The organism is Peribacillus sp. P4_B1 (assembly GCF_056402395.1).
The window spans coordinates 82,941-107,391 of record NZ_JBFUHM010000012.1 but is presented as its reverse complement, the minus strand read 5'-3'; the positions used below and the strand labels follow the sequence as shown (position 1 = coordinate 107,391).

Sequence of the window (24,451 nt, the reverse complement as noted above, 5' to 3'; positions counted from 1 at the left end):
TTTTTTGAGTGAAGCAATATTTCTTGGGCATGAATGAAAAATGAAATAGCAAAATCCTTCCATTATGCAACAAGATCAATTACTCACCCATAGTCGAATTATTTACGGTAATCCGGTAGAAACTTGCAGGCCATATTCCTGCTATTATACGAGTGAAACTTTATATTTTATTAATATATAAATTATAACAATGCTGTCTTATTTTGAAAAGTCATTTTTAACAAAAACCGAACTTTCAATTAAAATTATAAAACATTATTCGTAATTTTAGAAAATTGCGAAATCCCCAAGACTAATTAACCTGGATTTACCATCAACAAAAAGCCATCACTTGAAATTACGGGTATTTTTCAAAGAATTAGAAATATTATAGTCGCCTAAATGATACCTTTTATTGATGTTAACAAAAATGCCCACGGTTCATAAGGATTTAAATTGTGTGAACCATTGAAAAAAGAAGAAGACCTTGATAATTATTCCAAGGCCTTCTCTAATTAAATTCATTTGATTTTATAAACTTCTTTATATTTATTTTCAAGATACTTTATTAAATACTGAACATTCAGGCCTTCCCCTGTCGTTTCTTTCAAAATCTCTAGGGGCTCTTTTGTTTTTCCATATTTATGTATCTTTTCATTAAGCCATTTCCTGATTGGAGCAATATCGCCCGCTTCCAAAAGCCCATCAAAATCAGGCAAATCTTTAAGCATCGACTGCTTGATTTGGGCTGCATACATATATCCCAATGCATACGATGGGAAATAACCAAAACTGCCATCTGCCCAGTGTACATCCTGTAACACGCCCATTGCATCATTTTCAGGAACAATTCCCAAATAATCCTTGTATTTTTCATTCCAGACTTCCGGTAAATCCTTCACTTCAAGTTCTCCATTAAAGAGAGCCTTTTCCAGTTCATACCGAATCATTATATGTAGGGGATAAGTTAGTTCATCTGCTTCAATACGGATGAACGATGGTTTTGATTCGTTAATCCCCCGGTAGAATTCATCCAGCGTCACATCATTGAATTGTTCAGGAGCATATTCTTTCAATAGGGAGAATTTATTTTTCCAGAAGCTATAGTTCCGTCCAATGAAGTTTTCAAAAAACAGTGATTGGGATTCATGGATTCCCATTGATGTCCCATTATCGAGCAGTGTCCCGGTTAACTCTTCGGCGATATTCTGCTCATAAATGGCATGTCCACATTCATGAATGGTACCAAAGATCGCCCCCCTAAAATCACATTCATCGTAACGGGTCGTCACCCGGACATCGCCCCTATTTATTCCAGTAGCAAAAGGGTGAACTGTTTCATCCAGCCTGCCAGCCTTGAAATCGTATCCTAGATGTTTTAAAACTTCCAGGTTGAGGCGATGCTGTTTTTCTTTTGGAAATTCTTTATAAAGGAACGCTGTTTCAGGTCTATTTTCGCTTTTTGCAATCTGTTTTACCAGAGGTACTATACTCGACCGAAGCTCACTGAATACGCTGTCAAGTAGATCTACAGTCATGCCGGGTTCATACATGTCTAAAAGGGTATTATATTTCTGTCCTTCGTATCCCCAGTACTCTATGAATTTACGGGTATATGCAACAACTTGCTCCAGATAAGGTTGGAATAACGAAAAATCCGCTTTTTCCCTTGCCTCTTCCCAAGCACTTTCAGAGCGGGATTGTAAAATGACGAATTCCTTATATTCGTTTGCAGGAATCTTCTTATTCCTTTCAAACTCTTTTTTACACTCTTGTACCATCTTATTCGTCGTTTCACTAAGAGGCCCCTTCGAAAGTTCCGTAATGAAGGATTCCATCTTTTTACTTGTGGTCATATTAAAAACCTCAGAGGAAAGCACCCCGATCACTTCAGAACGCTGCTCAACTCCCTTTTTCGGTGCACCTGTCCGTAAGTCCCAAAAAATTAACGCGAGCGCTTCATTATAGGCCGAGATTTTCTTGACATATTCTTTAAATTCTTTTTCTATCAAATCTATACCTTCTTTTTCCATATTCACAACTCCTTCCAACTACACTTTACCATATTATACAAAAATCTTTCTTATCAGAACTACCCGTTAAAAAAAAAAATAAGAGCCAAGGGCACCTCTCCCATGACTCTTAGATTAAATTGACTTAAAGCGTTACAGGAAGAACGGATACAATCTTCTCTTTCACCTGTTCCGAGAGATCCTTTTCCATCAAAATCTGTACGGTTCCCGAATCATTGCTAGTCCTGATCAAACGCCCTATTCCCTGACGTAATCGAAGGAGCATGTATGGGAGATCCACTTCTTCGAATGCATCGGTAACCGAATTACGTTTGGCCTCGAACACTGGATCGCGTGGCGGGAATGGAAGTGAGTGTATCACTACATTTTGTAATGAAGGCCCTGGAACATCAAGTCCTTCCCATAAATGATAGGAGAAAAGAACAGATTGCTCATTCTCTTGAAACTTCTTAACAAGCTCGCTGATTTCCGCTTCCCCTTCAAAATAAAAAGGATAGGATGATGTTGGGCAGTTTTCCTTGAACCAATGCAATTCTTCTTTTGATTGGAATAACACAAGCGTTCGGCCCTCATTTTCCTCAATTGACTTCATGGTGTATTGAAGTTTAGCCAATTGGTCTCCGTTTTCGAAGGCAGGCATGTTCATTTTCATGACTTCATCGTAATCAAATGGTGATTCAACAGAGAAGCTGTCATACTTCTCTATCCCTAAGCTATCTGCAATGTATTGGAAAGATTTATTATCCGATAATGTCGCCGATGAAAAAATGTAAGGGATTTTTTTAGAGAATACCTGTTCAGACAAAATATCCTGTACAAGCCTTGGCATAATGACCAATGTTTTGGTCATTTCATTTTCTTCAAACCAGGAAACGGCCTGTTCATCCTTCACAAATAGAGAAATGGAGTAGCCCAGCTGTTCTAAATATTCTTCTGTCACTTTTAAATCATAATCATTGATCGTATACATTTCCGCCTCGAAAACAAGGTTCTCCTCTAACTCTTCAACCTTTTTATGCAGCTTTTGCGCAAAGCTTGTTATTTCCTTGGACATTGGGATTTCATAACGATTAGATCCGGTGACATGTATGGATTTTTCATCCAACAAATCAAAAAACTCTTCATTAATATCAATTAAGTCCTCAATGATGTATAAGGTTTCTTCACGAACCTGATTGGCAGTAAGCAATTCTAAAACCGAAGCAAGGGTTTGTTCCCCAACTTTATAAGTTAAAGCCTTTTGAGCAGCAAATTCCAGTAGATGACCTTCATCAAAGACAACACAGCTATGTTCAGGCAACAGTGGTAACTGTCCTTCACGCTTACGTTTTTCCTTAGTCCAAACATGTTCCATGAAGAAGTCATGTGAACAAATGATCAAATCGCTTGATTTTCGGTAGTGGTCCCGCGATAGGGTCTGTCCACAACGATGGCGCTTATCACAAGTAAAACAGTTTTGAAGCTGATCCCAGCCAACTTTAGACCAGTCTTCATCATTTAAATATGGATACTGTTTACGGTCCCCATATGCTGAATAAGCGTTCATCGATGAGTTATCATGGACAAACTTGGGAAGTTCATCATAGAGTTGATCTATTCCCTCTGAATCTTCATGATTCACTGCGTAATCCAATTTCTTAAGACATACATATTGATCGTGATATTTGGCAAGCCGAACATCCACTTCAATACCTAAAGCATTCTTAATTTTTTGGATGTCGCCTTCTTCTTTGACAAGCTGTTCAATCAACGTTTCGTCTGCACACGAAATAATTGCCGGTTTATTCGTATATCTCGCATAACAAATCGCATATAGTAAATAGACCAAGGTCTTACCGGTCCCTACCCCTGCTTCAGCAAAGCTTACATTCTTTTCTTTAAAGGCTTTTTCTAACTGAAAAGCCATGAAGATTTGTTCATCACGCAGCTCAAATCCTTTTTCGGGAAGAATATCGTAAAAAACATCACCGATCCATTCTGAAAGCTTATCGTAAAAAGAATCTTCCTTTGTTACCGAAAAAGGCAGTGTTTTAAGCATCTTGGTCTCCCCTTTTATCTATCATCAGTGTATCGATCCGCATCATAATATTTCTAGGCAAAAGGATATTATCCTTTATTTCACATTAATAGTCAAGATATTTACCCTACCATAAGAAATGAAATGTAAAATATGTTTTTCTTCTATGTATGCTGCCATGTTTCCAGACTTGTAAAATAAAAGACAGGCTCCAAAAGAGAGCCTGTCTGTAAATAATATAGGGTTGAATTAAGCTTTGTTTACGTTTGATGCTTGTGGTCCACGTTGACCTTGTTCTACATCAAATGTAACGTCTTGGCCTTCTTCAAGTGTTTTGAAACCTTCGCCTTGGATAGCTGAGAAATGTACGAATACATCGTCTCCACCTTCACGTTCGATGAATCCAAAACCTTTTTCTGCGTTAAACCATTTTACTTTACCTTGTTCCATTTTTGTTGCCTCCTAGTGTGTTCTCCACACATTATATTACTATCCTTGCTCAAAAGAATATTAAGGTATTCCTTAAATCTGAACAAAAATAATTCATTATTAGAATAACAGAAAAGGAAATGATAAGCAAGACTGGAACCTATTATGAATAAATCGTCCTGACTATTGAAATCCTCCGTTATATTTTACCTACTCATTCACCTTGAGGCTGTCTCGGCGGCCTTTTTCCCCAATATTGATAAAGGTCTGCACGGATGAAACCATTGAACAGTTTCCTTTTTTTCGTTGCAGGCTTACCGTAATGCTGTTCGAAGTCAGGATTGGAGGTAATCATGTATACTGACCAGGTGTCAAGCTTCTTGAAAGCTTGACCCATTTCTCTATACATCTGCTCAACCGCTTTTTGCTCACCAAGACGTTCTCCGTAAGGCGGGTTCCCGACAATGACACCATACTCTTTCCTAGTCGAGATATCCCTCACCTGCATTTGTTTAAATTCAATCAGATCACCAAGGCCGGCTTCAAAACTATTCGCTTTAGATATATCGACCATTCGATGGTCAATATCACAGCCGGTTATGTCCAAGTACTGATCATAATCGGCTAAATCTTCAGCCTCAACCCGCGCTTCATCCCAAACCTTGCTGTCCATCCATGACCAGGTCTCAGAAACGAATTCCCTGTTAAACCCAGGTGCTATGTTCTGCCCAATTAAGGCAGCCTCGATAGGAATCGTTCCAGATCCACAAAATGGATCAATGAAAGGTTTATCCGGTTTCCAATTGGTCAGCATGATTAACGCAGCCGCCAATGTTTCTTTAAGGGGCGCCTCCCCCTGCCCTGTGCGATATCCCCGCTTATGCAAACCAGCACCTGAAGTGTCCATGGTAAGTGTCACTACATCTTTTAAAATAGACACTTCAATTTTAAACAAAGGACCAGTCTCTGCAAACCAAGATACTTGCTTATATTTGCTTTTCAATCTATCAACAATCGCCTTTTTGACGATAGCCTGACAATCAGGAACACTGTAAAGCTGTGACTTAACCGATTTTCCACTCACAGGGAACTCAACATCGGCTGATAAGTAATCTTCCCAATTCAAGGCCTTTGTTTTTTCAAACAACTCATCAAATGAATATGCTTTAAATTCTGCAACTTTAATTTTAACCCTGTCGGCACTCCGCAGCCATAAATTAGAGCGGGCAATGGCAGATTGGTCCCCTTTGTACGTGATCTTACCATTCTCGACTTGACAATCGTAACCAAGATCCCGAACCTCCTTAGCGACAATTGATTCCAATCCCATTGCTGATGTTGCGATAATATCGAATTGTTTCATTTATCCTGCACCTTCTTTCCATTAATCCAACTCTATTGCATATCTACCTAAATTCCCCTAATTAAGAATAAGGTATCGATTTTAGACATGTAAACCTTATTTAAAAGTTCCACTGGTCAATTTATATTTTGCTTATAGTCCGTCATTGATTGCCTAGATTAAATGTCATTGTCATGTAGTAGAGCATTTTTTTAATAACCGGGATCAACGCGATAAAATAAAGTTTAACTCAATTATCTATGTATCAATAAGGTAGGCTGCAAATATTCATGAATGAAATCCTCCAAGGCAACGAAGGGCCATTTATTCACAACCAATTATGTATACTCATAACAAAATGCTTAAGGCATGTCTTAATACCTTCAAATAAGGGCAATCAGTAAAGGTAAAAAACCTTTTATAAATAGGGTACCCATAATCCAGGAAATGCTTAACACTTCAACGCTATTTTTTAAATCGTTACGGTCAGATGTCAATTAGCCATTGTCCTTCTGCTGAACACTTTCAATTAGAAATCTTTCGATGGAATTAAAAAGTTGCCAAGACCTTAGTTTAACACAGCATGGTTTCAGAAAACGAAAAATAATTTGGAATGCCCGGCTTTTTATAAATGGGCAATTCCCAAAAACAAAAACTCTCCTTTTAAAAGGAGAGTTGTGCTTTTGGTGTCATATGATAACGTTCTGTAAGCCATGTTTTGTTCCTCAGTACTGCAAGCGACTCGCGTCTCGTACTTCGGCGGTAATCATCTATCTACAGAAGCATGGCTTCTGTCCTTCTCCTCGTTCAATTCCAAGGAAGAAAGCGCCCCTACCATTAATTTGGGTTTCTCGCTCGTGGGGTTTACCTCGTTCCACCCTTTACATTTCTGTAAAGGCTCCGTCACTGTGGCACTTTTATAGGTATTCATGCCATATCCAAAAGGACTTAGGCATTTTCCCAGCCGTCAGCAATCCAAGATTGCTGCCCAAGCTTATTTTTTCGCCAGGCACGAACACTACGGACATCGCAGTCCGTGCGAGCATGGACTTTCCTCTACTGCAAAAATGCAGCAGCAATTACCCAAACGTTAACATAACATAATTGATTATACTCCATTATTCATTAAAACACAATACCTAAATCAATTTCACTTTTAACATGCAAAACCTCAATCAAAAAGCTTGTTTCCAAAAACGTGCTTTTCCAAGTTGGATAACCGTTTAAGGATGTCAAAGTTAGTGGTTCCCGGAGTAGCACTGGGAGCAGGTTGATTTGGACGTTTTGTACTCTCTTCGGCTTGTTTTTTCAATTTAAGATTTTCTTGTTTAAGATCTTCAATTTCCTGATGGAACACTTCATAATCTTTAATGATCAGATCCAGGAATTGATCCACGTCTTCTGGTTTATAACCGCGCATTGCTGTTTTAAAATCTTTTTCAAGAATATCTTTAGCCGTTAATTTTATCTTATCGGATAGCATAAGACTTCACCTCAATACTTTCGCCAATACAATCGACTTTTTATTATTTTTTCAAATCTGCTTGGGTTTGTCAACGAAACACCTTTTTATCTGCATAATGATGTTTCAGTGAACGATATGTACCCCCATGAATCTGTATCTAAATTTCATCATAATATGAATATGCTTTAGAAACAACTTTTAATCCATAATTATTTTCACTCCGTCATTCTTCGGACCAGCTGCCTTCTTCCGCAGCCAGTTGCAGATCATCAAAGTTTATCTGATAGATAGGGTATGGCTGTGTTTCAGCCTTTTTCATCGCTTCGAAATATGGATATCGTGCTGACCCTTCTTTTTCGGCTTCGAAAATGATGAGCATGGCGTCACTTTTATGAACCATATACCTATTTTTGATTTTCAGCTGTTGCGGCCCTTCATATGGTTTGTTGAAAATGGACTCAACAAAATCGGCACGGGCCAATATGGAACGGTAATAGTCTTGATTCGTCTCGTTCCATGACTCTTCCTGTTTCAGGAAAGGAGTTAGCACCCCTAATTTAAGCTGACTGTATTCTTCCTGTATATCGAACACCACTTCGGCACCCCATAGCTCCGTACCCAACTGACCTGATATGATCACCCATTCCAGCCCATCTTCCACCAATGGAAGAAGACGTTGCTTCATCGCTTTCTTAATATATTTTACGGCTTCATGGTCATTTTTGAATATCCCGAATTCAAAAGCCTTATAGCCAGTCATATACAAAACCTTCATTGCTTGGTTAATCTCCCTTTTAACATGTTTATGTAAGAAAATAAGGGCTAATTAAGCCCTTACTTTTTTTAGTATCCGAAAGGCATAGGCGGACAGCATGGGGGGGGCGGACAGCATGGGTTAATCGGTGGCCTTCCGCAAATCAAGTTTTGCGTAAAGCATTGGTTCACCACGGATTGAGTATGTGGGAAGTAATGCTTATACGTGTTCAAATGTTTATTGACAGTTGTAGTGTGTGATGGATGAACGACAGGAATCACTGTGTTCGATACATTCGTATTAACAAATTGCTGTGTTGGAGAGACTTGCGCTGGGGCAAGTTGAGTAGGAAGTGCTTGCGTTGGGCCAAGTTGCGCTGGAGATACAGCCGATGGACCATATTGCGCTGGAGATACAGCCGATGGACCATATTGCGCTGGAGATACAGCCGTTGGACCAGTAAAGGCTCCCATTACGTTAGAGTGTTTATGTTTCCCGGTTGATGCGCCCATTACTCCAGGAGCGTTCCCGTATGCTCCCATTACATTGGATTTATTTCCTCCACAATTACGAAAATACATATATAATTCGTCCCCTTTCATTATGATAAGTTTAGTCTTACCATTACAGACTATGAAAAAAAGGGGAGACGTGTACTGATGAAATGACCTATTTATACAGAATAAGTATAAAACTATGTATGGCCGTCAATAAGTACACTATTATAATATATGGCTACCCTTCAAATGCACTGTGGGTAATTTTCTATAAAAAGGAATAGAGACTGTCTTTTAATGATGTAAAAATAACAATCGTTAAACAAAGGACAACAAAAAATAGAAATAAAGTCGTTTTATACATTTCTCCGCTCCGCTTTCAACTTAAATTTATTTGATGTAAAGGTATGAAATGAATGCTTCGGAAATTCACCCTCAACTCTTTCCATTTTACACATTATAGTTGAAGGCTACAATATTTGTATCCATATTTTTTATTTTCGGCATTTCGCACTTAAAAACAATTCTGATTCGCTTATCTTATACAGACATACCCTTGGAATCCTCTTTCATTTCGAGACGTTTAATCCTCTTTTCCAATTCCGACTTTTGTTTCACCACAATGGTACCTTCCCTCAACATCTCTTGATGCGCGTTTAATGCACATTTTAGAGCATTGCCGACTTCCTTAAATTGATGTTCATATAATTTTGCACATTCAATCTGTGCCTGTATCCTTATTTGAACATTCCCTTTTAAGGCGACCTCCTTCCAAATTTCCAACGCTTCGTTGAATTGTTTTTGCTTCTTTTTCTGAAAGGCTATGGCATGGCCAGCTATTATCCGATCTTCCTCATTTCCCGCTTCCACTATTTTTTCATAAGTCTCGACCGATTCCTCTTTTTTTCCTAGATAAGCGAGCCAGCGTGCAATTTCCATGGAATCTTCCGTATATCCATCAATTTGGAGGATTTTCCGGGACAAATGAATATACAATGTGATCAGTGATAAAATATCCAATTCATTATGCTTCATGATCCCAAATAAAATTTCCGGATTTTTCCTCTCGACAAAATCAAAATAAATCATCGGTGCCAAATATCCAGGAATATCATCTTCTCTATGTACACCTAGAATATCCGTTTCGACTGCTGATAATTTAACTCGTTCCAATTTGTTTCTCCAAAGGCGTCTTGAAGCATGATACAAATCGAAATGTCCGAATTCCGGTAGTTTTGGAACATGTTCTTTAATCAAGGTATGTCGGGTTTTCAGCTGGGGCCAATCAAAAGATTTACCATTATATGTGACAAGCGTTTCGTAATTGATGTTTTCCAGAAAGCTTTGGTAAAGCGGTATTTCACTTCCGGGCTGCGGCAGGATATGTTGTTTCACCACAACTTCATCACCTTCTAAATAGGCATATCCAAGTAAAAAAATGGTGTTTCCCGCTCCGCCTCCAAGTCCTGTTGTTTCCGTATCGAAGAAAAACAGGTCTTCACTTTTAACTCCCCTAGCGGATAAGGGATGCTCCAATGGAGTTTGATTCCACTCTTTTACGATCTTTTTCAGCTCAGAAAATGCATATAACCCATGTTTGTGATTTATAGGGTAGCGGACCTCCCTAATGAAACAATAATCATCATCGAAATGAAAGGAAACGGTATCGTTCTTCAGCCACTTTTCAAGATAAGGAATTTCTTCCTTCACTGCTTGGCTATTTTCTTGTTCAGGAGAAGGATGTTTCACTGGTTCTATGTTCATATGCGTTTTCAAACGGTTCAATTTATTTTTCAAAGACAAAAAATACACCTCTTTTCACTTATCCCCGTATCTATGATTGTTTTTCCTTACAAAATTGACCTAATAACTGTTTTGCATCATTTTTGGCTGTTTTCGCAGCGGATTCCGTTCCGATACAGGAAGGGCAGCCGCTTTCACAAGAACAATTTCCGATCATGGATATGGTTTCCAGTAGGATGACTTCAGAGTTTTCATATACTTTATCACTTAGCCCTATGCCCCCCGGATAACTATCATAGATAAAAATGGTTGGTTTTTCATTATGTGCTGCCTTAACCTGTGGATAAACATGGATATCATGCGGATCACACATAACATATAACGGAATCATGTAATTAAGAGCATGGGATGCACCTATCATTCCTTGCTCTATTCGATTTTCGTCCCACTCGAATATATCAGGCTCCATGGAAAGCATGGCCGAACTCGTGTGCAGTTCCATCTCAGGCAGGCTGATTGGCCCTGAACCAATATTTTCATGAGTTTCAAATTTGATTTTTTTGAAGATCGTAGGCATCGCCCGGATGGCGACGTCACCAAAGGCAGCTGTGGTGGAAGCGAAAGTTCGCTGTTTATCCACTTCCAATACAGACAAATGCACAGCAAGGTTAGCATCCGTATAATAGTCCACATTGACTTCACGTACATAAGCTTTCTTTTCATCCCAATCAAGTTCTTCCACCTGAAATTGCATTCCCTGGTGCAAATAAATGGCTTCATCGTGGAGAAGGGTCATTGCACTGAACGTATCCATTTCTCCTATGACCCGGTTAACCGGTGCATTCGTTTGGTCGATGATTACGACATTTTCCTGTGCAGCAGAACGCAGGCTTATATTGCTTGCTGGAAAAGCATCGTTCATCCAATGCCATTTGTCCCCATTTTGGTGTAAGACCCTTTCTTCGGTAAGGAATTCCAGTACGTCCAGAATCTCTGTTTTTCCAAAGGCATCACCTTTTTTAAATGGCAGCTCATATGCTGCACATTTGACATGATCAACCAGGATCAAAAGATTATCGGGATTGATTCTTGCAGTTTCTGGATTTCTGGTAAAGAAATAATCGGGATGCTGGACGATATATTGATCAAGGGCACTTGAACTGCCGACCATGATGATCAGCGCTTCACCATGCCTTCTTCCTGCTCGTCCCGCCTGTTGCCAGGCACTCGATATCGATCCAGGGTAACCAGTCATTATGCAAACCTGGAGCTGCCCGATATCGACACCTAACTCAAGAGCATTCGTGGATACCACCCCATAAATGGAACCATCCCTGAGGCCCTGTTCAATTTCTCTACGCTGTGTTGGCAGATACCCGCCACGATAGCCCCTGATTGATTTGGGCCCCAATTGCTTTGACACGAGTCCCTGTAAATAGGTCAATAGAATTTCCACACGAACCCTGCTTCGCGCAAAAACGATTGTTTGAATTTTATTTTTCAAAAATTCATTTGCGAGCTTCCTGACTTCCAAAACCGCACTTCTTCGAATGTTTAGCGGTTTATTGACTATTGGGGGATTATAGAAAACAAAATGTTTTTTCCCACTAGGGGCCCCGTTATTATCGATAAGCACCATTTGTTTTTCCGTAAGCTCTTCTGCCAACTCTTTTGGATTATTGATCGTTGCAGAAGTACAGACGAATACAGGATCACTGCCATAAAACTTGCAGATCCTTTTTAACCTTCTTATGACGTTAGCCGTATGACTTCCGAAAACGCCGCGGTAAATATGGAGTTCATCGATGATCACATACTTCAAGTTTTCAAACAATGAGACCCATTTCGTGTGATGCGGCAAGATTCCGGAATGGAGCATATCGGGATTGGTGATGACGATATGCCCTGCCTGACGGATTTTTTGCCTGATATTTGAAGGTGTGTCCCCATCGTACGTATAACTATTTATCTCGGCATCCATTTCATGTATCATTTCGTTCAATTCGCTTTTTTGATCATAACTCAGCGCTTTTGTCGGAAATATATATAGCGCTCTAGTTTTTTCATCTTCAAGAATTTTTTGAAGGACCGGCAAATTATAGCATAATGTTTTACCAGAAGCCGTTGGGGTGACCGCTACAAGACTTTCGCCACTGACAGCCGTATCAAATGCGGTCGCCTGATGGGTATACAACCCATTTATCCCCCGTTTTTCAAGAGCATGCTTGATCTTATCATTCATTCGATCGGGAAAAGGAACATGTTTTGCCTCTTTCGCTTCAATTACTTGCCAGTGTACAATATTATCTTTATAATCCTCATTGGTTTTTAATTCCGTGATGACTTCTTGTAAATTTTTTCGCAGTTTCATATAACCACCTCATACTCCTATTCTACCGAATGAACGTTCTATGCAAAAGGGAAACTATTTCCTATTCAAAAAAAAATCAGGAAACGGCTACTCCCGCTTCCTGATCATTCTTTTTCAGTTAATTCTTCTCGACATATCGAATGATTTCTTCGGCTAGTCTGCTCGGAGCTTCCAACATTCCCATATGACCGCTTCCCTCAAGTATAACTTCATTAATATGGCTCCCTTTAACTGAAAAGGTTTTTTCAGCGGGAATTACTTTATCCTTTTCACCTGCAACCAAAAGGACTGGGAGCTTCGTCTCTTTGAGTACATGATTTCTGTCTGTTCTGTTCCTCATGGCATGCAAAGACCCAATCGCACCGCTTTCACTTGTTTTATAACCGATTTCCTTTGTATGTTCAATATTCGGATCATCGGAATTAGCGAAAAGCTTTGGTACAAGTCCATCAATGAAAGGAATGATTCCATCCATTTCTATTTTCCCGACAGATTTTAAACGCCCCTCCTTACCAGCTTCATCGTCAGGCAAAGCGGTAGAATGAATCAGTGAAAAACCAGACAATTTCCCAGGAAACCTTTCTGCGAATGCCAAGGTGATATATCCTCCAAGAGAATGACCAAACATATAAGCCTTTCCGATTCCCTGTTCTTCCATAAATGAAGCAATATCAGCAGCCATATCATCAATCGAGAAAGATGCCCCTATTTCTTCACTTGCACCATGCCCTCGTAAATCAATGGCAACAACTCGGTATTCATCTTTTAATTCAGCAATGATGTTCTTCCAATATTCATGACTTCCACAAAACCCATGGATGAACAACAATGTTTTATTTCCTTTCCCGGTATCTATGTAGGAAAGCTTGCTATTTTCTGTCATATCAATCCCTCATTTCCTTTACTAATCAATCAGTAACGTTATTCCCTCTATATCCGTATCTAAAACCCATTGGTTCATTCACAATTCTTCAGTCCTAACATAGCCTATAGGCAAAGGAATTTTTTAGGAAGGAGAACCGTGATGACCTCTTCTGAAAAAAATAATAATCGAAATCGAAATGAACCCTTTACCCATTTTATTAACAAAATGGATCGATTGTTTTCCGAAAGGCCTCCTAAAGGCATGCTGCAATCTCTTGACGATTTCTTCGGTTCTACTAAAGAACGCAGCTTTCCGGTTGATGTCCATGAGACAAATTCAGAGTATACCCTTACCGCTACCTTGCCCGGTATTGCACGCAGCCAAATATCCATTGATGTGCTGCCCCATGCCGTGACCATTTCTGCAAAACATGTTGATAGGCAGCATAAAACGCAAGGAATGTTTCAAAAAGAAGTTTCAGCCGGTACATTTTCAAGAACTATTTCCTTTCCAAAACCGATTGATGAAGCAAAAGTCACCGCACGACATCGCGATGGCATCCTCACGCTTCACCTGCCCAAAATTAGAGGGAATCGGATTGAAATCAATTAGGCAAATTTAAAAGCAGACTTAAATAAGTGGCTGGGTCACTTGTAAGTCTGCTTTTCCTTTATTCACCATCTAAGCTTTGAAGAAGCCCCCTACTCCTTTGACCATTGACGATACTTGAGAAACTGTATTCATCATTTGTCCAGCTGTATTCATCATTTTCGTTATATCCATGGAACCATCTTGTGTTTTGAATTGATTCATGACCGATTTGATACCAGATGGCTGGGGTTTTTGCATGAACTGTTGCTTTGGATAGGGATTATGAGCCTGCTGCTGACCTTGCGGGGGTCGTTTAGCTGGCTGCAACGGATTATCGAACGGACTAAAAGCCTGCGGCTGCAGCTGCTGATTGGACTGAATCGGCTGCATTTGTGGCATTTGTGGCATTTGCATTTGCGGCATTTGCGGCATTTGCGGCATTTGCGGCATTTGCGGCATTTGCGGCATTTGCTGCATTACACTGTTACTCGGATAAGCTCCAACAGGCATCGCCTGCTGCTGAATTTGTTGGAATGGATGATAGGCCGCCTGCTGATAAGGATCATGATATGGCGTCATATAGCCCCCTGTATCCTGGGTATGATATGGATACATTAATGGCCGTTCAAGATTATGATTATTTTGCAGAGGATACTGTATTGGCTGCTGGTACCCTCCCCAATATTCCGGCATTGATTGAGGATACTGTCTTTGATTTGGGGAGACTTGGTTAAAACCGGATCTCATCATGTTCAATGAGCCCTCCTCTTTTTTCATTACATGGTTCTGATAATATATGAAAAAAGAGGAAATAAAGTGTAGGTGTTTTTATGATAAAATCCGATCGATCTCCGCTTTTACATTATGAAGGATAAATTCGACTGATTGGACATGACTTTTAAATCGCTTGTAACTGGTTTTAGGAAAGAATGCCTGAACGGCCACATCAGAAAGGTTATGAGCGGTTTGTTCGATTTGCTCGGGGAAAAGATGCTTAAACTCGGTTTCTTTCATCCACTCCTTCATTCCGTTTTCCCAATCGATGCATGAGGCCCTGACCTGATCAGCAAACGGCTTGACTTCCGAAAAGAAATCCTTTTCCTTTTCTTCTTTGCGTACATCCTCATAGATATCATCCGCTTGGACCGTATATTTTATTAATTGTTCGGTTAATAGCTGCAGTTTCTCTTTTTGCACAATATATTCCTCCGCACATTTGTTTCCTCTTAGTATAATCCAGTTCTTTATAAAAGGAAATTCTATCGGCTTATACGTGCAATTCGGTGAAAACCTTGTGCTTTATAATTGGTTTTTCCAGAACAATGGAAAAGGAATGGTTTACACCTTCAGCATTCACCCAATAATCCTCGGCTTTCTCAATGGCTTCCTGGACATTGTTAACCAATGTATATTGCTCTGCCCAAAGTTTGCACCTCACTGTATTTACAGTTTCCCCATATGAAATTTCCAAACGATCCAGGCTGGTACTGATCTCAGCTATCATCCTTAATATTTCCTCTGTTGAGACACTTTTATTGACCATGCTGATCCCTCCATTCTATACGTGTACTATTCTTTTTTTTAGTAGAAAGCCCTTCAAGGTTGACAAAACTAGAAGGGAATCGGCAAAGAAAGTGCTATTCACTTAATTTATTATGCCCTTCGACAACAATGGCAGAATGAAGAATGGAGTTTTAAACAAAAATACAGACAGGAGGTGATTTTATGCAGTCGAATGAAAGCAGACAGCAAGAAAACGAAAAACGACAAAAGCCGCCTACTAAAAAGGCAGGAACGGGAAACCCGAAACTTAGTGGGGAAAACCGCCCCTCAACGTAAGGCATCAATACTTGTACAATTAACAGGGAAGGCATAATCGACGCCTTCCCTGTTTCCTTTTAAAAAAACCACTTTTTGATCATTGCAGCGGTGTGCAGCTGCTTTTGTTTATGGTCATACCAATCGGTCAATTCCGGGTCTTCCTCCCATTGGGGTTCAATAAACCAATCTTTTTTAATCCTTTTATTCACATCCCATTGCTCTGTCCCCCCTGCTTGATGATGAATCAATGGATAAACTCCCCTCAGCATCGGTGTTTCATGGTACCTAGGCTTTTTTCGATATTGTTCGTAATCAAATCTAGCCCCGGTTGGTTCAGTCCTGCAGGAAAATTCATAAAATAACGGAAATAAATCTTCAGAAAATAAAAGGCCGGCCAACCTTTTCCCCAATTCAATCCTTTTATCGATATTTCTAAAATTCGAAACGGACGAACCATACAGCCTACCATTGCAGGTAGGAAATAATACAGTGCTAAAATGCATCCAGTCCTGCAGGAAAAATAATATAGAATGAAAAACGAAAGTTTGCTTTTTAATAACAGGCTTTTCAATGACGTTTTGTTCATTTATTATAAGCGCAGTGACTAACTTTTCACGATTTCCATGTTTCCAAAAGGAATACCATTCGTTCGTCATGAATTCAGTAATAAAAAAATAAGGACATAAATGAAACATTGGACGCCCATACTTCGTCGAATAATGATAGAGAAGCAATTGAGGATACGCATCCTGGAATATTCTCCAATTGGCTTCTTCATAAGTTAGGAATAGGTGATGCCTGTATTTAAGGCTAAGCAAATGGGAATACCATATTCCTTCAAGGTCACACATATTCCAGCCTGCATTTCTAGAAACCATCCCGGCTAAAAAAGACCATTGTATTTCTGGGTGGTTTTTGAAAAATTGTTCATATGCCTTTGTTCTTGATATATTATCCCTATTCCCTTTCGCGGTTTGGACTTTTATGGAATGGAGCATTTGCTTTTCCGTATTCAACACTTGCATCTATGTGTCCATCCTTTCCATAGCGATTAATTGTGACATTTAGTTGTACATAAATCCTATCGTTCAAAGAAACAATTCTTTTTATTCACATATTGGATTCTTTTTTTGCTAATATAGATAAGTGAAAAAAAGGAGGGGTAAAAGTGGCATTTCATTATCCCAATGGACGAAGATTTGTACCGCAGGCTTTGGAAGAAAAGAAAAGCCCACTAAAAAAAATCAGTTATAGCAACCGGGGAAAAACATTGGAAGACGATTTGAACGAAACCAATCAGTTTTATTTAGCACACGGTATTGCCGTCATTCATAAAAAACCGACACCCATTCAAATTGTTGATGTCCATTATCCGAAGAGAAGTGCTGCAGTCATTAAAGAAGCCTACTTCAAACAAGCATCGACCACCGATTACAATGGTGTTTATAAAGGAAAGTACATTGATTTTGAGGCAAAGGAAACGAAAAACAGCAGTTCGTTCCCTCTGAAAAATTTTCATGACCATCAAATTGAACATATGAAACACATCGTTCAGCATGACGGAATTGCATTTGTCATCATCCGGTTTTCCGCAATGGATGATATATATTTAATGGGTTCTGAACAACTTAGTTTTTATTGGAAGAGAATGAAAGACGGCGGACGCAAATCTATAACTCTTCAAGAAGTTGAAAGCTGTTCACGAAAGATTACTCTTGGCTTTCAACCGAGAATTGACTATATTAAAGTAGTAGATTCGCTCATCTCAGAAAATTTTTAGTTTTTTTAGAAAGGCAGGTTAGCTGTAATGGCTGAAAAATATAATACTAGAGAAGAACGCCGAAAGCAGGGGCAGACACAAAAAAAGGAACCGAACAAAGGTCCTAAGAAGCCAACCAATATGCTTAAGCGCATTTTCCTTATACTTGTTACAATCGGAATTATAGGCTTGGTTGGCGGAGGAGCTGCAATGGCTTACTTTATAAGCGATGCTCCAAAACTTGATGAAAAGCTTTTAAAAGATCCAGTCACATCCAAAATTCTTGATGAAAATGGTAAATTGCTAGCCGAAGTTGGAACAGAAAACCGGGATTATGTAAATTATGAAGACATTCCCAAACGTGTCGAAGATGCTTTCCTGGCTACGGAAGATTCACGCTTTTATAAACACCACGGGGTGGATTTCTTGCGTCTGGGCAGTGCCGTCATAGCCAACTTCAAACACGGATTCGGCTCAGAGGGTGCAAGTACATTGACGCAGCAGGTTATCAAACGTTCTTATTTAACACCTGATAAGACCATTAAAAGGAAAGTCCAGGAAATGTGGCTAGCCATACAGCTGGAAAGAAAATATACAAAACAAGAAATTTTCGAAATGTATGTGAATAAGATTTTCTTTGCAAACCGTGCAAACGGGATATTAACTGCTTCCCATACTTATTATGGAAAAGAACTAAGCGAATTGAAATTGAATGAAGTGGCCATGCTTGTAGGTTTACCGCAAAGCCCAAGCCGTTATAACCCTTATTTACACCCAGAACGCGCGAAAGAACGCCGTGATATTGTCCTTCACTTAATGAATAAACATGGATATATCACTGAACAGGAAATGAAAAATGCACAAAGCATCGATATAACAGAAGGACTTCAAGAAATCGATAAAAGCAAAAAAGACACGACTGCTTATGATGCATTCATCGATTTGGTCATTGAGGAAGTCGGACAAATGGGTGACTATAACGTCTTTACCGATGGTTTGGAAATCCATACGACCATTGATAAAGATGCCCAAGAATATGTCTATAAAATGTTGAACAGTAATGAGATCGTCAATTATCCAAGTAAAGATCTCCAAGCTGGAGTCACCTTACTAGATACTGAAACTGGTGAAATTAAAGCAGTTGGCGGCGGCAGGAACACGACGGTTAAACGCGGCTGGAATTATGCAACGGACGCCAAGCGTTCACCTGGTTCGACCATTAAGCCAATTCTGGATTATGGTCCTGCCGTAGAATATTTAAATTGGTCCACCTACCATCCAATCAAAGATGAGGAATATACCTACAGTGATGGAACACCGCTTAAAAATGCTTCCGGGAGACATTATGGTACTGTAACAGCTCGCGAAGCACTAGCACGGTCATTAAATATCCCTGCCTTAAAGACGCTTCAAGCAGTCGGCTTGGACCGGGCGCGTGATTTTGCCGTTGACCTTGGCATGCCTTTCAAGAATGAAATAAGTGAATCTGCTGCAATTGGAGGCGGTCAAGACGTTTCTACGCTTGAACTTGCCGGTGCATACAGTTCATTTGGAAACAACGGTATTTATAATAAACCGCATAGTGTGACAAAGATTGTTTTACGTGACAAAACCACCATCAAAAACAAGACGGAATCGAAACCGGTCATGAAAGATTCCACGGCTTTCATCGTGACGGACATGTTGAAGAGCGTCATTAAAGAACCTTATGGAACAGGAAGGCTAGCCAATATACCTAATCTTCCAGTAGCCGGTAAAACGGGTTCAACCAATTTCACGCCTGACCAGCGTGCACGGAACAACATCCCAACATCCGGTGTAAAAGATAGCTGGATGGCGGGTTATACAACCAATTATACAGTCGCAGTATGGGCTGGATATGATAATGCACCAGGCAATAAAATGGAATATCTTGGCGATTCATCTCAAAGGATCCCTAAATCAATTTTCAAGAACTTGATGGAACATATGGCTCAGTCAAAAGAAACGAAAGACTTTAATCAACCTGACAGTGTTGTGAAGGTTGGAATCATAAAAGGTTCCAATCCAGCTGTTAAAGCCAATCAATATACACCAAGCGATAAAATCACTTATGAATATTATGTTAAAGGTCACGAGCCAACACAAGTGACGACAGAATATGAGAAAGTCGATTCACCTGGCATTAACGCTTCTTACGATAAGGAAAGTAATGAAATCAATCTATCATGGTCATATCCTAAAGGTAATGCCAAATTCGAGGTTATGATGTCCGTTGATGGCGGAGCACAGAGCGTGTTAAAAAAATCGAAGGATACTAGTTTAACGATCCCTAATCCAACCCCTGGAAGTAAATATACTTTCTCAGTGGTAGCCATAGTGGATAACCAACAAAGTGATCCTGCCAGTACATCGGTCGAAATCCCTGCAGAAGCGGAAGATCCTAAGGGTACTGACGAGGAGATCAAAGATCCGGCAGAGGGTGAAAATCCAGAACAAGAAACTCCTGCTGAGGGCGAAGAAGATAAGCAAGACGAAGATAAAAATAACAACGGCAACAACGGCAACAACGGAAATGGAATTGATAATGGAAACACTGATAATAATGGAAATGGAAACAATACTGATGATGGAACAGGCAATAAGGATGATGAAGTCGTTGGAGGTGGGGATATTATCACCGACCCTGGGACTGTAGAAGAAGAAAAACCAGGCGAAACCCCTGACCCTAACCCGGCTCCTGAACCAGAAAAAGAGAAAGACAAGGATAAAGAAAACAAAGATTGACTATTAAACGTCTAAGCTAAATGCTAGAGCAGCTTGTAGACAAAAAGGTTTCGGAATGAGTACATTCCGAAACCTTTTTCATTTTTTATTGGATTTGAAGCAGTTATAGAGAAAGACCTTTTCTGGCCCTCGGCAAGCCCAGTTGGCCAACGCGAATACCAAGGTATATTTAATGAATGTCAGTTTGTACAAATAACTGGATCTATACTTAGGCGTCCTACCTTGGAATACTTTCACCTCAAGTTCTTCTTTTAAAACAAAAAAGACTGTTGGCAAACGGGGTTCTGTCTAAATGTTAAAAAAAAGTTGATTGGAACAGGTGTGCGTGACACCTGCGGGAAAAGCGTGTCCAATGGAGACCCCGCAGGTGCAAAGGGCGCCGAGGGCGGACCTCCCGCGGAAAGCGGGTTCCCTACGTTCCAATCAATGTTTAAATTACAAACCCTCAAAAAAACTGTAGACAAACTCAATTTTTTATCGAGTTTGTCTACAGTCTGCGTCTAAGCTAAAAGCTTAGACGTTTCTTTTATTCTTATTAATGATCATGAGCTTCACATATAGTTTCTCAAATTCTCGGAATAACTCACTAAGTTGTCTATAAGAATGGAAAGAAGCGGGTCTTGCAAGGATGAAAGAAATCCTTTCAGCCGCGTTCACCGGAATATTATGAAAGGACTCTATTTGCACTCGGCAGTCACTCAATACCACTGGCTTTCCATGCATCCAGAAGACTGCATTTAAAAATAAACCGATACCCTGCTTCATGAGTCCCAAGGTCCTTCCCGCTTTTCGCTCTGAAAATAGTATGCTGCATTCAGTATCTATTCCCTTCCATTTTTCCAGTAGTTCCTTTATATGCTTTGCCCCCTTGGTCCAAGGAGCATACGACACTACATTATTATAATAAAGTATCTCATACGGGAAAGCCTCGAATGGGATTGATCCATTCCATCCTGTATAGCATTCTTTTTCCAAAATGGTTTCCTTTTCAGGGAAAAAGAACGGATGGTCCAATTCGGCCGGGACTTTTAATGATATGGACTGCGTCAATTGGCTTCTTTCCTTTTCATTCTTTTTTTTCCTTCACGGCATACTTCTAGGAGTGGGCAGGTTTCACATCTTGGTGACTGGGCCTTGCAATGATAGCGTCCAAAGAATATCAGACGGTGATGCGTAACGGACCATTCATCCTTCGGTATCTTAGCCATCAACGTTTTCTCAACATCGAGGACACTATCCTTCCATCGGCATAATCCCAGGCGCTTGGAAACCCTCTCTACATGGGTATCTACAGCTATCGCTGGCACATCATACGCAACTGAAACGACTACATTCGCCGTCTTTCTGCCCACGCCAGGCAATTTAACAAGCTCATCACGATCCCTGGGAACTTCCTTACCGTATTCTTCGATCAGCATTCGCGACAACTTTTGAATGTTCTTAGCCTTGTTACGAAACAAACCGATTGAGCGAATGTCATTTTCCAACTCTTCTACCGGAACGCTTATGTAATCCTCAGGCCTTTTATATTTTTGAAATAAATCCTTCGTAACTTTATTCACTAATACATCCGTACATTGAGCTGACAGAGCAACAGCAATCACCAATTCAAATGGATTGGAGTGATTCAGCTCACAATGGGCATCTGGAAACATTTCCCCCATTGTATCCAGACAATATCGAACTTGAGCTTTATTCAACATATTGGTTCTCCTTCAATTTACATTACTGCTCGAGCCAGTTATAAAAGGGCACATCTTTCAATGGTTGTGTAGTTTCCGTTTTTCGGTCTCTTTTTTGATGCACTCTAAATTTTTTTCCTTGCTCCCTTGCCTGTTCCAAGGTTTTAATTCCATTCTTTTTCCACTCGAACAAAATTCGATCAATGTATCGGAAATTCAATTTACCGGAAATGACTGACTCCCTAAGAGCTGTCTTAATGATTTCAGGTTGATGGTCGTCCTCCATCCACATTGCCAATGTTTCACATTCAAATGGAGATAAAGGGCGGCCGAACTCCTGTTCAAAAATCGTATAAAGGCTCTCTCCCGCTTTTTGGACCTCAGCTGACTCTGACTGTTTCAAAGTTTTTAAGAAGCAGTCCATCATTTTTTCATAAAGTGGAGCCAACGAATATTTTTCCTGTCCGATTTCTTGACTTCCTTCAACCACCATTTCAACAAATCCCCTTTGAACCAAACGCTGGATTAAGAATAGACATTCCGTTTCCTGTAATGTCATTCGGTCAGATAGTTGGGATGGTGCAGGGAAATGGTTACCTTTATCGATAAAGCTTTGCAATTGTAATAATAGGACCATTTCTTGTTCATTCAGTCCCATTGTCTTATAGTTAGTCAACAAAAAGGATGGAATCGTTATCGTTCCTTCCTTAAACCACGCATATAAATGTTCTTTATTCATGTTATTGGACACCTCTGATTAAGTATAACATGAATATGGCTCCCCTAATAAGCTTATAATTTTAACAAAAAACGGTTATCTGCCCAATTTGGCAAGATAACCGCTTCATTACGAGATCAAGGATATAAACGATTTAATAGACGTGGGAACGGAATGGTTTCACGGACATGTTCAACACCACTGATCCAAGCAACGGTACGTTCTAACCCCAAACCGAAGCCTGAATGCGGTACAGATCCGTATTTTCTTAATTCCATATACCATTTGTAAGCATCTTCGCTCAAGCCATGCTCATTGATTCTCTGTTCAAGCAATTCCTGATCATGAATCCGCTCCGAGCCGCCAATTATTTCTCCGTACCCTTCCGGAGCAATCAAATCGGCACAAAGAACGACTTCTTCCCTGTCAGGAGCAGGCTGCATATAAAAAGGTTTGATTTTGGTTGGATAATGAGTTATGAAGACTGGCTTATCATAACTTTCTGCTATCGCAGTTTCGTGCGGTGCTCCAAAATCATCACCCCATTGGATATCATCAAATCCTTGTTCATGAAGGAACTTTATGGCTTCATCATATGTAATACGAGGGAATGGAGCTTTAATTTGTTCAAGCTTCGCTGTGTCACGGCCCAGCGTATTCAACTCAAGCTGACAGTTTTTCAAAACAGATTGGATGATGGAAGATACGAATTGTTCCTGAACCTCCAGATTTTCTTTGAATTCGATGAAAGCCATTTCTGGTTCAATCATCCAGAACTCGATTAAATGCCGTCTTGTTTTGGATTTTTCCGCCCTGAAAGTAGGTCCAAAGGAAAATACCTTCCCTAGTGCCATTGCTGCCGCTTCCATATAAAGCTGACCACTTTGTGAAAGGTATGCATCCTCATCAAAGTATTTAGTGGCGAACAATTCACTAGTTCCCTCTGGTGCGCTTCCTGTTAAAATTGGGGGATCGACTTTAACGAAACCTTCTTCATTAAAGAATTCATATGTAGCACGGATTATTTCATTCCGGATTTTCATGACTGCATGCTGTCGTTTTGAACGCAGCCACAAATGGCGGTTATCCATTAAGAATTCAGGACCATGTGCTTTAGGTGTAATGGGATAATCCAATGATTCATGAATGATTTCAATATCTTTCACTTGTAACTCAAAACCGAACGGCGAGCGTTCATCCTTTTGAATGACACCTGTTACATACAAGGATGTCTCTTGCGAAACCGATTTCGCACGTGCAAAAATTTCTTCACCCACATCAGCTTTCACGACGACACCTTGAATGAAACCTGAGCCATCACGGATTTGAAGGAATGCAATTTTACCACTGGAACGTTTGCTGGCAAGCCAGCCTCCAATGGTAACTTCTTGATCGACGAATTTGCTAGCATCTTTTATTGTAATTTTCACGGGATTTCCCTCCAAAAATAGCTTAACTCACTAGGAATTTACTCTACTTATTATACCCATTGCCCTGCTTACAAGCAAATAAATCAGGTTGCATGCCTTTTATATCACTTTATCAATTTATCGAGGTGTATCCGCCATATTGCACACTTTTTCACTAACGAATTTGTTGATATGGTATTTGCTCCATCC

The 24,451-nt window shown here is 39.9% G+C and carries 22 protein-coding genes, 1 other RNA gene and 1 riboswitch; of the genes, 4 read left to right on the top strand and 19 right to left on the bottom strand.

The genetic code is table 11. The features are described from left to right. Window positions 1-70: 70 nt before the first annotated feature. A riboswitch (purine riboswitch) is annotated at window positions 71-172 on the bottom strand. A gap of 328 nt (window positions 173-500) precedes the next feature. From AC1DVK_RS09565 to AC1DVK_RS09515, 11 genes are all read right to left on the bottom strand, one after another. Continuing rightward, on the bottom strand, window positions 501-2,012 hold the full coding sequence (locus AC1DVK_RS09565) for a carboxypeptidase M32 (protein WP_477626357.1): 1,512 nt from the start codon (window positions 2,010-2,012) through the stop codon (window positions 501-503). Window positions 2,013-2,136: 124 nt separating this feature from the next. Beyond that, window positions 2,137-4,050, bottom strand: coding sequence for an ATP-dependent DNA helicase (locus AC1DVK_RS09560; protein ID WP_089363196.1), 1,914 nt, complete (start codon window positions 4,048-4,050; stop codon window positions 2,137-2,139). A 228-nt stretch (window positions 4,051-4,278) separates the two neighbouring features. After that, window positions 4,279-4,479 (bottom strand): cold-shock protein, encoded by a 201-nt coding sequence (locus AC1DVK_RS09555; protein ID WP_034307871.1) that lies wholly within the window; start codon window positions 4,477-4,479, stop codon window positions 4,279-4,281. A gap of 193 nt (window positions 4,480-4,672) precedes the next feature. Further along, the gene (locus AC1DVK_RS09550) at window positions 4,673-5,821 is read right to left on the bottom strand and encodes a THUMP domain-containing class I SAM-dependent RNA methyltransferase (RefSeq protein WP_284470353.1); all 1,149 of its coding nucleotides are present in this window, start codon (window positions 5,819-5,821) and stop codon (window positions 4,673-4,675) included. A gap of 681 nt (window positions 5,822-6,502) precedes the next feature. Next, an RNA gene (gene rnpB, locus AC1DVK_RS09545) (RNase P RNA component class B) lies at window positions 6,503-6,891 on the bottom strand. 80 nt (window positions 6,892-6,971) lie between these two features. Next, window positions 6,972-7,283, bottom strand: a complete 312-nt coding sequence (gpsB, locus tag AC1DVK_RS09540) for a cell division regulator GpsB (protein ID WP_061463822.1) — start codon at window positions 7,281-7,283, stop codon at window positions 6,972-6,974. A 205-nt stretch (window positions 7,284-7,488) separates the two neighbouring features. Further along, on the bottom strand, window positions 7,489-8,040 hold the full coding sequence (locus tag AC1DVK_RS09535) for an SLOG family protein (protein WP_284470352.1): 552 nt from the start codon (window positions 8,038-8,040) through the stop codon (window positions 7,489-7,491). Between the two features lie 68 nt (window positions 8,041-8,108). Beyond that, entirely contained in the window at window positions 8,109-8,600 is a 492-nt protein-coding gene (locus tag AC1DVK_RS09530) for a CotD family spore coat protein (protein ID WP_377384202.1), read from the bottom strand. Window positions 8,601-9,056: 456 nt separating this feature from the next. After that, the gene (locus tag AC1DVK_RS09525; RefSeq protein WP_089363193.1) at window positions 9,057-10,319 is read right to left on the bottom strand and encodes a ribonuclease H-like domain-containing protein; all 1,263 of its coding nucleotides are present in this window, start codon (window positions 10,317-10,319) and stop codon (window positions 9,057-9,059) included. 31 nt (window positions 10,320-10,350) lie between these two features. Continuing rightward, window positions 10,351-12,630, bottom strand: a complete 2,280-nt coding sequence (locus AC1DVK_RS09520) for a DEAD/DEAH box helicase (protein WP_089363192.1) — start codon at window positions 12,628-12,630, stop codon at window positions 10,351-10,353. Window positions 12,631-12,748: 118 nt separating this feature from the next. After that, window positions 12,749-13,513 (bottom strand): alpha/beta fold hydrolase, encoded by a 765-nt coding sequence (locus AC1DVK_RS09515; protein ID WP_410860481.1) that lies wholly within the window; start codon window positions 13,511-13,513, stop codon window positions 12,749-12,751. A 141-nt stretch (window positions 13,514-13,654) separates the two neighbouring features. On the opposite strand from AC1DVK_RS09515, the gene AC1DVK_RS09510 reads away from it, so the two are divergent. Further along, window positions 13,655-14,107, top strand: coding sequence for an Hsp20/alpha crystallin family protein (locus tag AC1DVK_RS09510; protein ID WP_089363190.1), 453 nt, complete (start codon window positions 13,655-13,657; stop codon window positions 14,105-14,107). 69 nt (window positions 14,108-14,176) lie between these two features. Here the strand turns inward: AC1DVK_RS09510 and AC1DVK_RS09505 are convergent, their stop codons facing one another. Continuing rightward, window positions 14,177-14,665, bottom strand: coding sequence for a YppG family protein (locus AC1DVK_RS09505; RefSeq protein ID WP_477626356.1), 489 nt, complete (start codon window positions 14,663-14,665; stop codon window positions 14,177-14,179). Window positions 14,666-14,691: 26 nt separating this feature from the next. Here AC1DVK_RS09505 and AC1DVK_RS09500 point away from each other — a divergent pair, with 26 nt between their 5' ends. Then, window positions 14,692-14,820, top strand: a complete 129-nt coding sequence (locus AC1DVK_RS09500; protein ID WP_477626355.1) for a hypothetical protein — start codon at window positions 14,692-14,694, stop codon at window positions 14,818-14,820. Between the two features lie 94 nt (window positions 14,821-14,914). Here the strand turns inward: AC1DVK_RS09500 and AC1DVK_RS09495 are convergent, their stop codons facing one another. From AC1DVK_RS09495 to AC1DVK_RS09485, 3 genes are all read right to left on the bottom strand, one after another. Next, the gene (locus AC1DVK_RS09495) at window positions 14,915-15,283 is read right to left on the bottom strand and encodes a YppE family protein (protein ID WP_176431938.1); all 369 of its coding nucleotides are present in this window, start codon (window positions 15,281-15,283) and stop codon (window positions 14,915-14,917) included. A 70-nt stretch (window positions 15,284-15,353) separates the two neighbouring features. After that, window positions 15,354-15,629: a hypothetical protein gene (locus AC1DVK_RS09490; protein WP_089363188.1), complete on the bottom strand. Its 276-nt coding sequence runs from the start codon at window positions 15,627-15,629 to the stop codon at window positions 15,354-15,356. A 355-nt stretch (window positions 15,630-15,984) separates the two neighbouring features. Next, a complete protein-coding gene (locus AC1DVK_RS09485; RefSeq protein ID WP_477626354.1) occupies window positions 15,985-16,932 on the bottom strand; it encodes a DUF2515 family protein in 948 nt (315 codons plus the stop codon). A 143-nt stretch (window positions 16,933-17,075) separates the two neighbouring features. Here AC1DVK_RS09485 and recU point away from each other — a divergent pair, with 143 nt between their 5' ends. Both recU and AC1DVK_RS09475 read left to right on the top strand, forming a co-directional pair. Then, window positions 17,076-17,687 (top strand): Holliday junction resolvase RecU, encoded by a 612-nt coding sequence (gene recU / locus AC1DVK_RS09480; protein ID WP_061463832.1) that lies wholly within the window; start codon window positions 17,076-17,078, stop codon window positions 17,685-17,687. A 27-nt stretch (window positions 17,688-17,714) separates the two neighbouring features. Then, complete coding sequence (locus AC1DVK_RS09475) at window positions 17,715-20,432, top strand: PBP1A family penicillin-binding protein (RefSeq protein ID WP_477626353.1); 2,718 nt, start codon at window positions 17,715-17,717, stop codon at window positions 20,430-20,432. Window positions 20,433-20,945: 513 nt separating this feature from the next. Here AC1DVK_RS09475 and AC1DVK_RS09470 read toward each other — a convergent pair. The 4 genes from AC1DVK_RS09470 to asnS all read right to left on the bottom strand — a co-directional run bounded on the left by AC1DVK_RS09470 (window position 20,946) and on the right by asnS (window position 24,262). Further along, a complete protein-coding gene (locus AC1DVK_RS09470) occupies window positions 20,946-21,482 on the bottom strand; it encodes a YpoC family protein (protein ID WP_477626352.1) in 537 nt (178 codons plus the stop codon). After that, the gene (gene nth / locus AC1DVK_RS09465; RefSeq protein WP_089363183.1) at window positions 21,479-22,135 is read right to left on the bottom strand and encodes an endonuclease III; all 657 of its coding nucleotides are present in this window, start codon (window positions 22,133-22,135) and stop codon (window positions 21,479-21,481) included. Before nth ends, AC1DVK_RS09470 begins: the two co-directional genes overlap by 4 nt. A 22-nt stretch (window positions 22,136-22,157) precedes the next feature. Then, entirely contained in the window at window positions 22,158-22,853 is a 696-nt protein-coding gene (locus AC1DVK_RS09460) for a DnaD domain-containing protein (RefSeq protein ID WP_089363182.1), read from the bottom strand. A 116-nt stretch (window positions 22,854-22,969) separates the two neighbouring features. Continuing rightward, window positions 22,970-24,262 (bottom strand): asparagine--tRNA ligase, encoded by a 1,293-nt coding sequence (gene asnS / locus AC1DVK_RS09455; RefSeq protein WP_061463836.1) that lies wholly within the window; start codon window positions 24,260-24,262, stop codon window positions 22,970-22,972. Window positions 24,263-24,451 lie beyond the last annotated feature (189 nt).

Excerpts from the sequence above, each read along its gene's own strand:
- AC1DVK_RS09565 (WP_477626357.1), bottom strand. The coding sequence starts at position 2,012 with ATGGAAAAAGAAGGTATAGATTTGATAGAAAAAGAATTTAAAGAATAT.
- AC1DVK_RS09560 (WP_089363196.1), bottom strand. The coding sequence starts at position 4,050 with ATGCTTAAAACACTGCCTTTTTCGGTAACAAAGGAAGATTCTTTTTAC.
- AC1DVK_RS09555 (WP_034307871.1), bottom strand. The coding sequence starts at position 4,479 with ATGGAACAAGGTAAAGTAAAATGGTTTAACGCAGAAAAAGGTTTTGGA.
- AC1DVK_RS09550 (WP_284470353.1), bottom strand. The coding sequence starts at position 5,821 with ATGAAACAATTCGATATTATCGCAACATCAGCAATGGGATTGGAATCA.
- gpsB (WP_061463822.1), bottom strand. The coding sequence starts at position 7,283 with ATGCTATCCGATAAGATAAAATTAACGGCTAAAGATATTCTTGAAAAA.
- AC1DVK_RS09535 (WP_284470352.1), bottom strand. The coding sequence starts at position 8,040 with ATGAAGGTTTTGTATATGACTGGCTATAAGGCTTTTGAATTCGGGATA.
- AC1DVK_RS09530 (WP_377384202.1), bottom strand. The coding sequence starts at position 8,600 with ATGTATTTTCGTAATTGTGGAGGAAATAAATCCAATGTAATGGGAGCA.
- AC1DVK_RS09520 (WP_089363192.1), bottom strand. The coding sequence starts at position 12,630 with ATGAAACTGCGAAAAAATTTACAAGAAGTCATCACGGAATTAAAAACC.
- AC1DVK_RS09515 (WP_410860481.1), bottom strand. The coding sequence starts at position 13,513 with ATGACAGAAAATAGCAAGCTTTCCTACATAGATACCGGGAAAGGAAAT.
- AC1DVK_RS09510 (WP_089363190.1), top strand. The coding sequence starts at position 13,655 with ATGACCTCTTCTGAAAAAAATAATAATCGAAATCGAAATGAACCCTTT.
- AC1DVK_RS09505 (WP_477626356.1), bottom strand. The coding sequence starts at position 14,665 with ATGACGCCATATCATGATCCTTATCAGCAGGCGGCCTATCATCCATTC.
- AC1DVK_RS09500 (WP_477626355.1), top strand. The coding sequence starts at position 14,692 with ATGGATACATTAATGGCCGTTCAAGATTATGATTATTTTGCAGAGGAT.
- AC1DVK_RS09490 (WP_089363188.1), bottom strand. The coding sequence starts at position 15,629 with ATGGTCAATAAAAGTGTCTCAACAGAGGAAATATTAAGGATGATAGCT.
- AC1DVK_RS09485 (WP_477626354.1), bottom strand. The coding sequence starts at position 16,932 with ATGCAAGTGTTGAATACGGAAAAGCAAATGCTCCATTCCATAAAAGTC.
- AC1DVK_RS09475 (WP_477626353.1), top strand. The coding sequence starts at position 17,715 with ATGGCTGAAAAATATAATACTAGAGAAGAACGCCGAAAGCAGGGGCAG.
- nth (WP_089363183.1), bottom strand. The coding sequence starts at position 22,135 with ATGTTGAATAAAGCTCAAGTTCGATATTGTCTGGATACAATGGGGGAA.
- AC1DVK_RS09460 (WP_089363182.1), bottom strand. The coding sequence starts at position 22,853 with ATGAATAAAGAACATTTATATGCGTGGTTTAAGGAAGGAACGATAACG.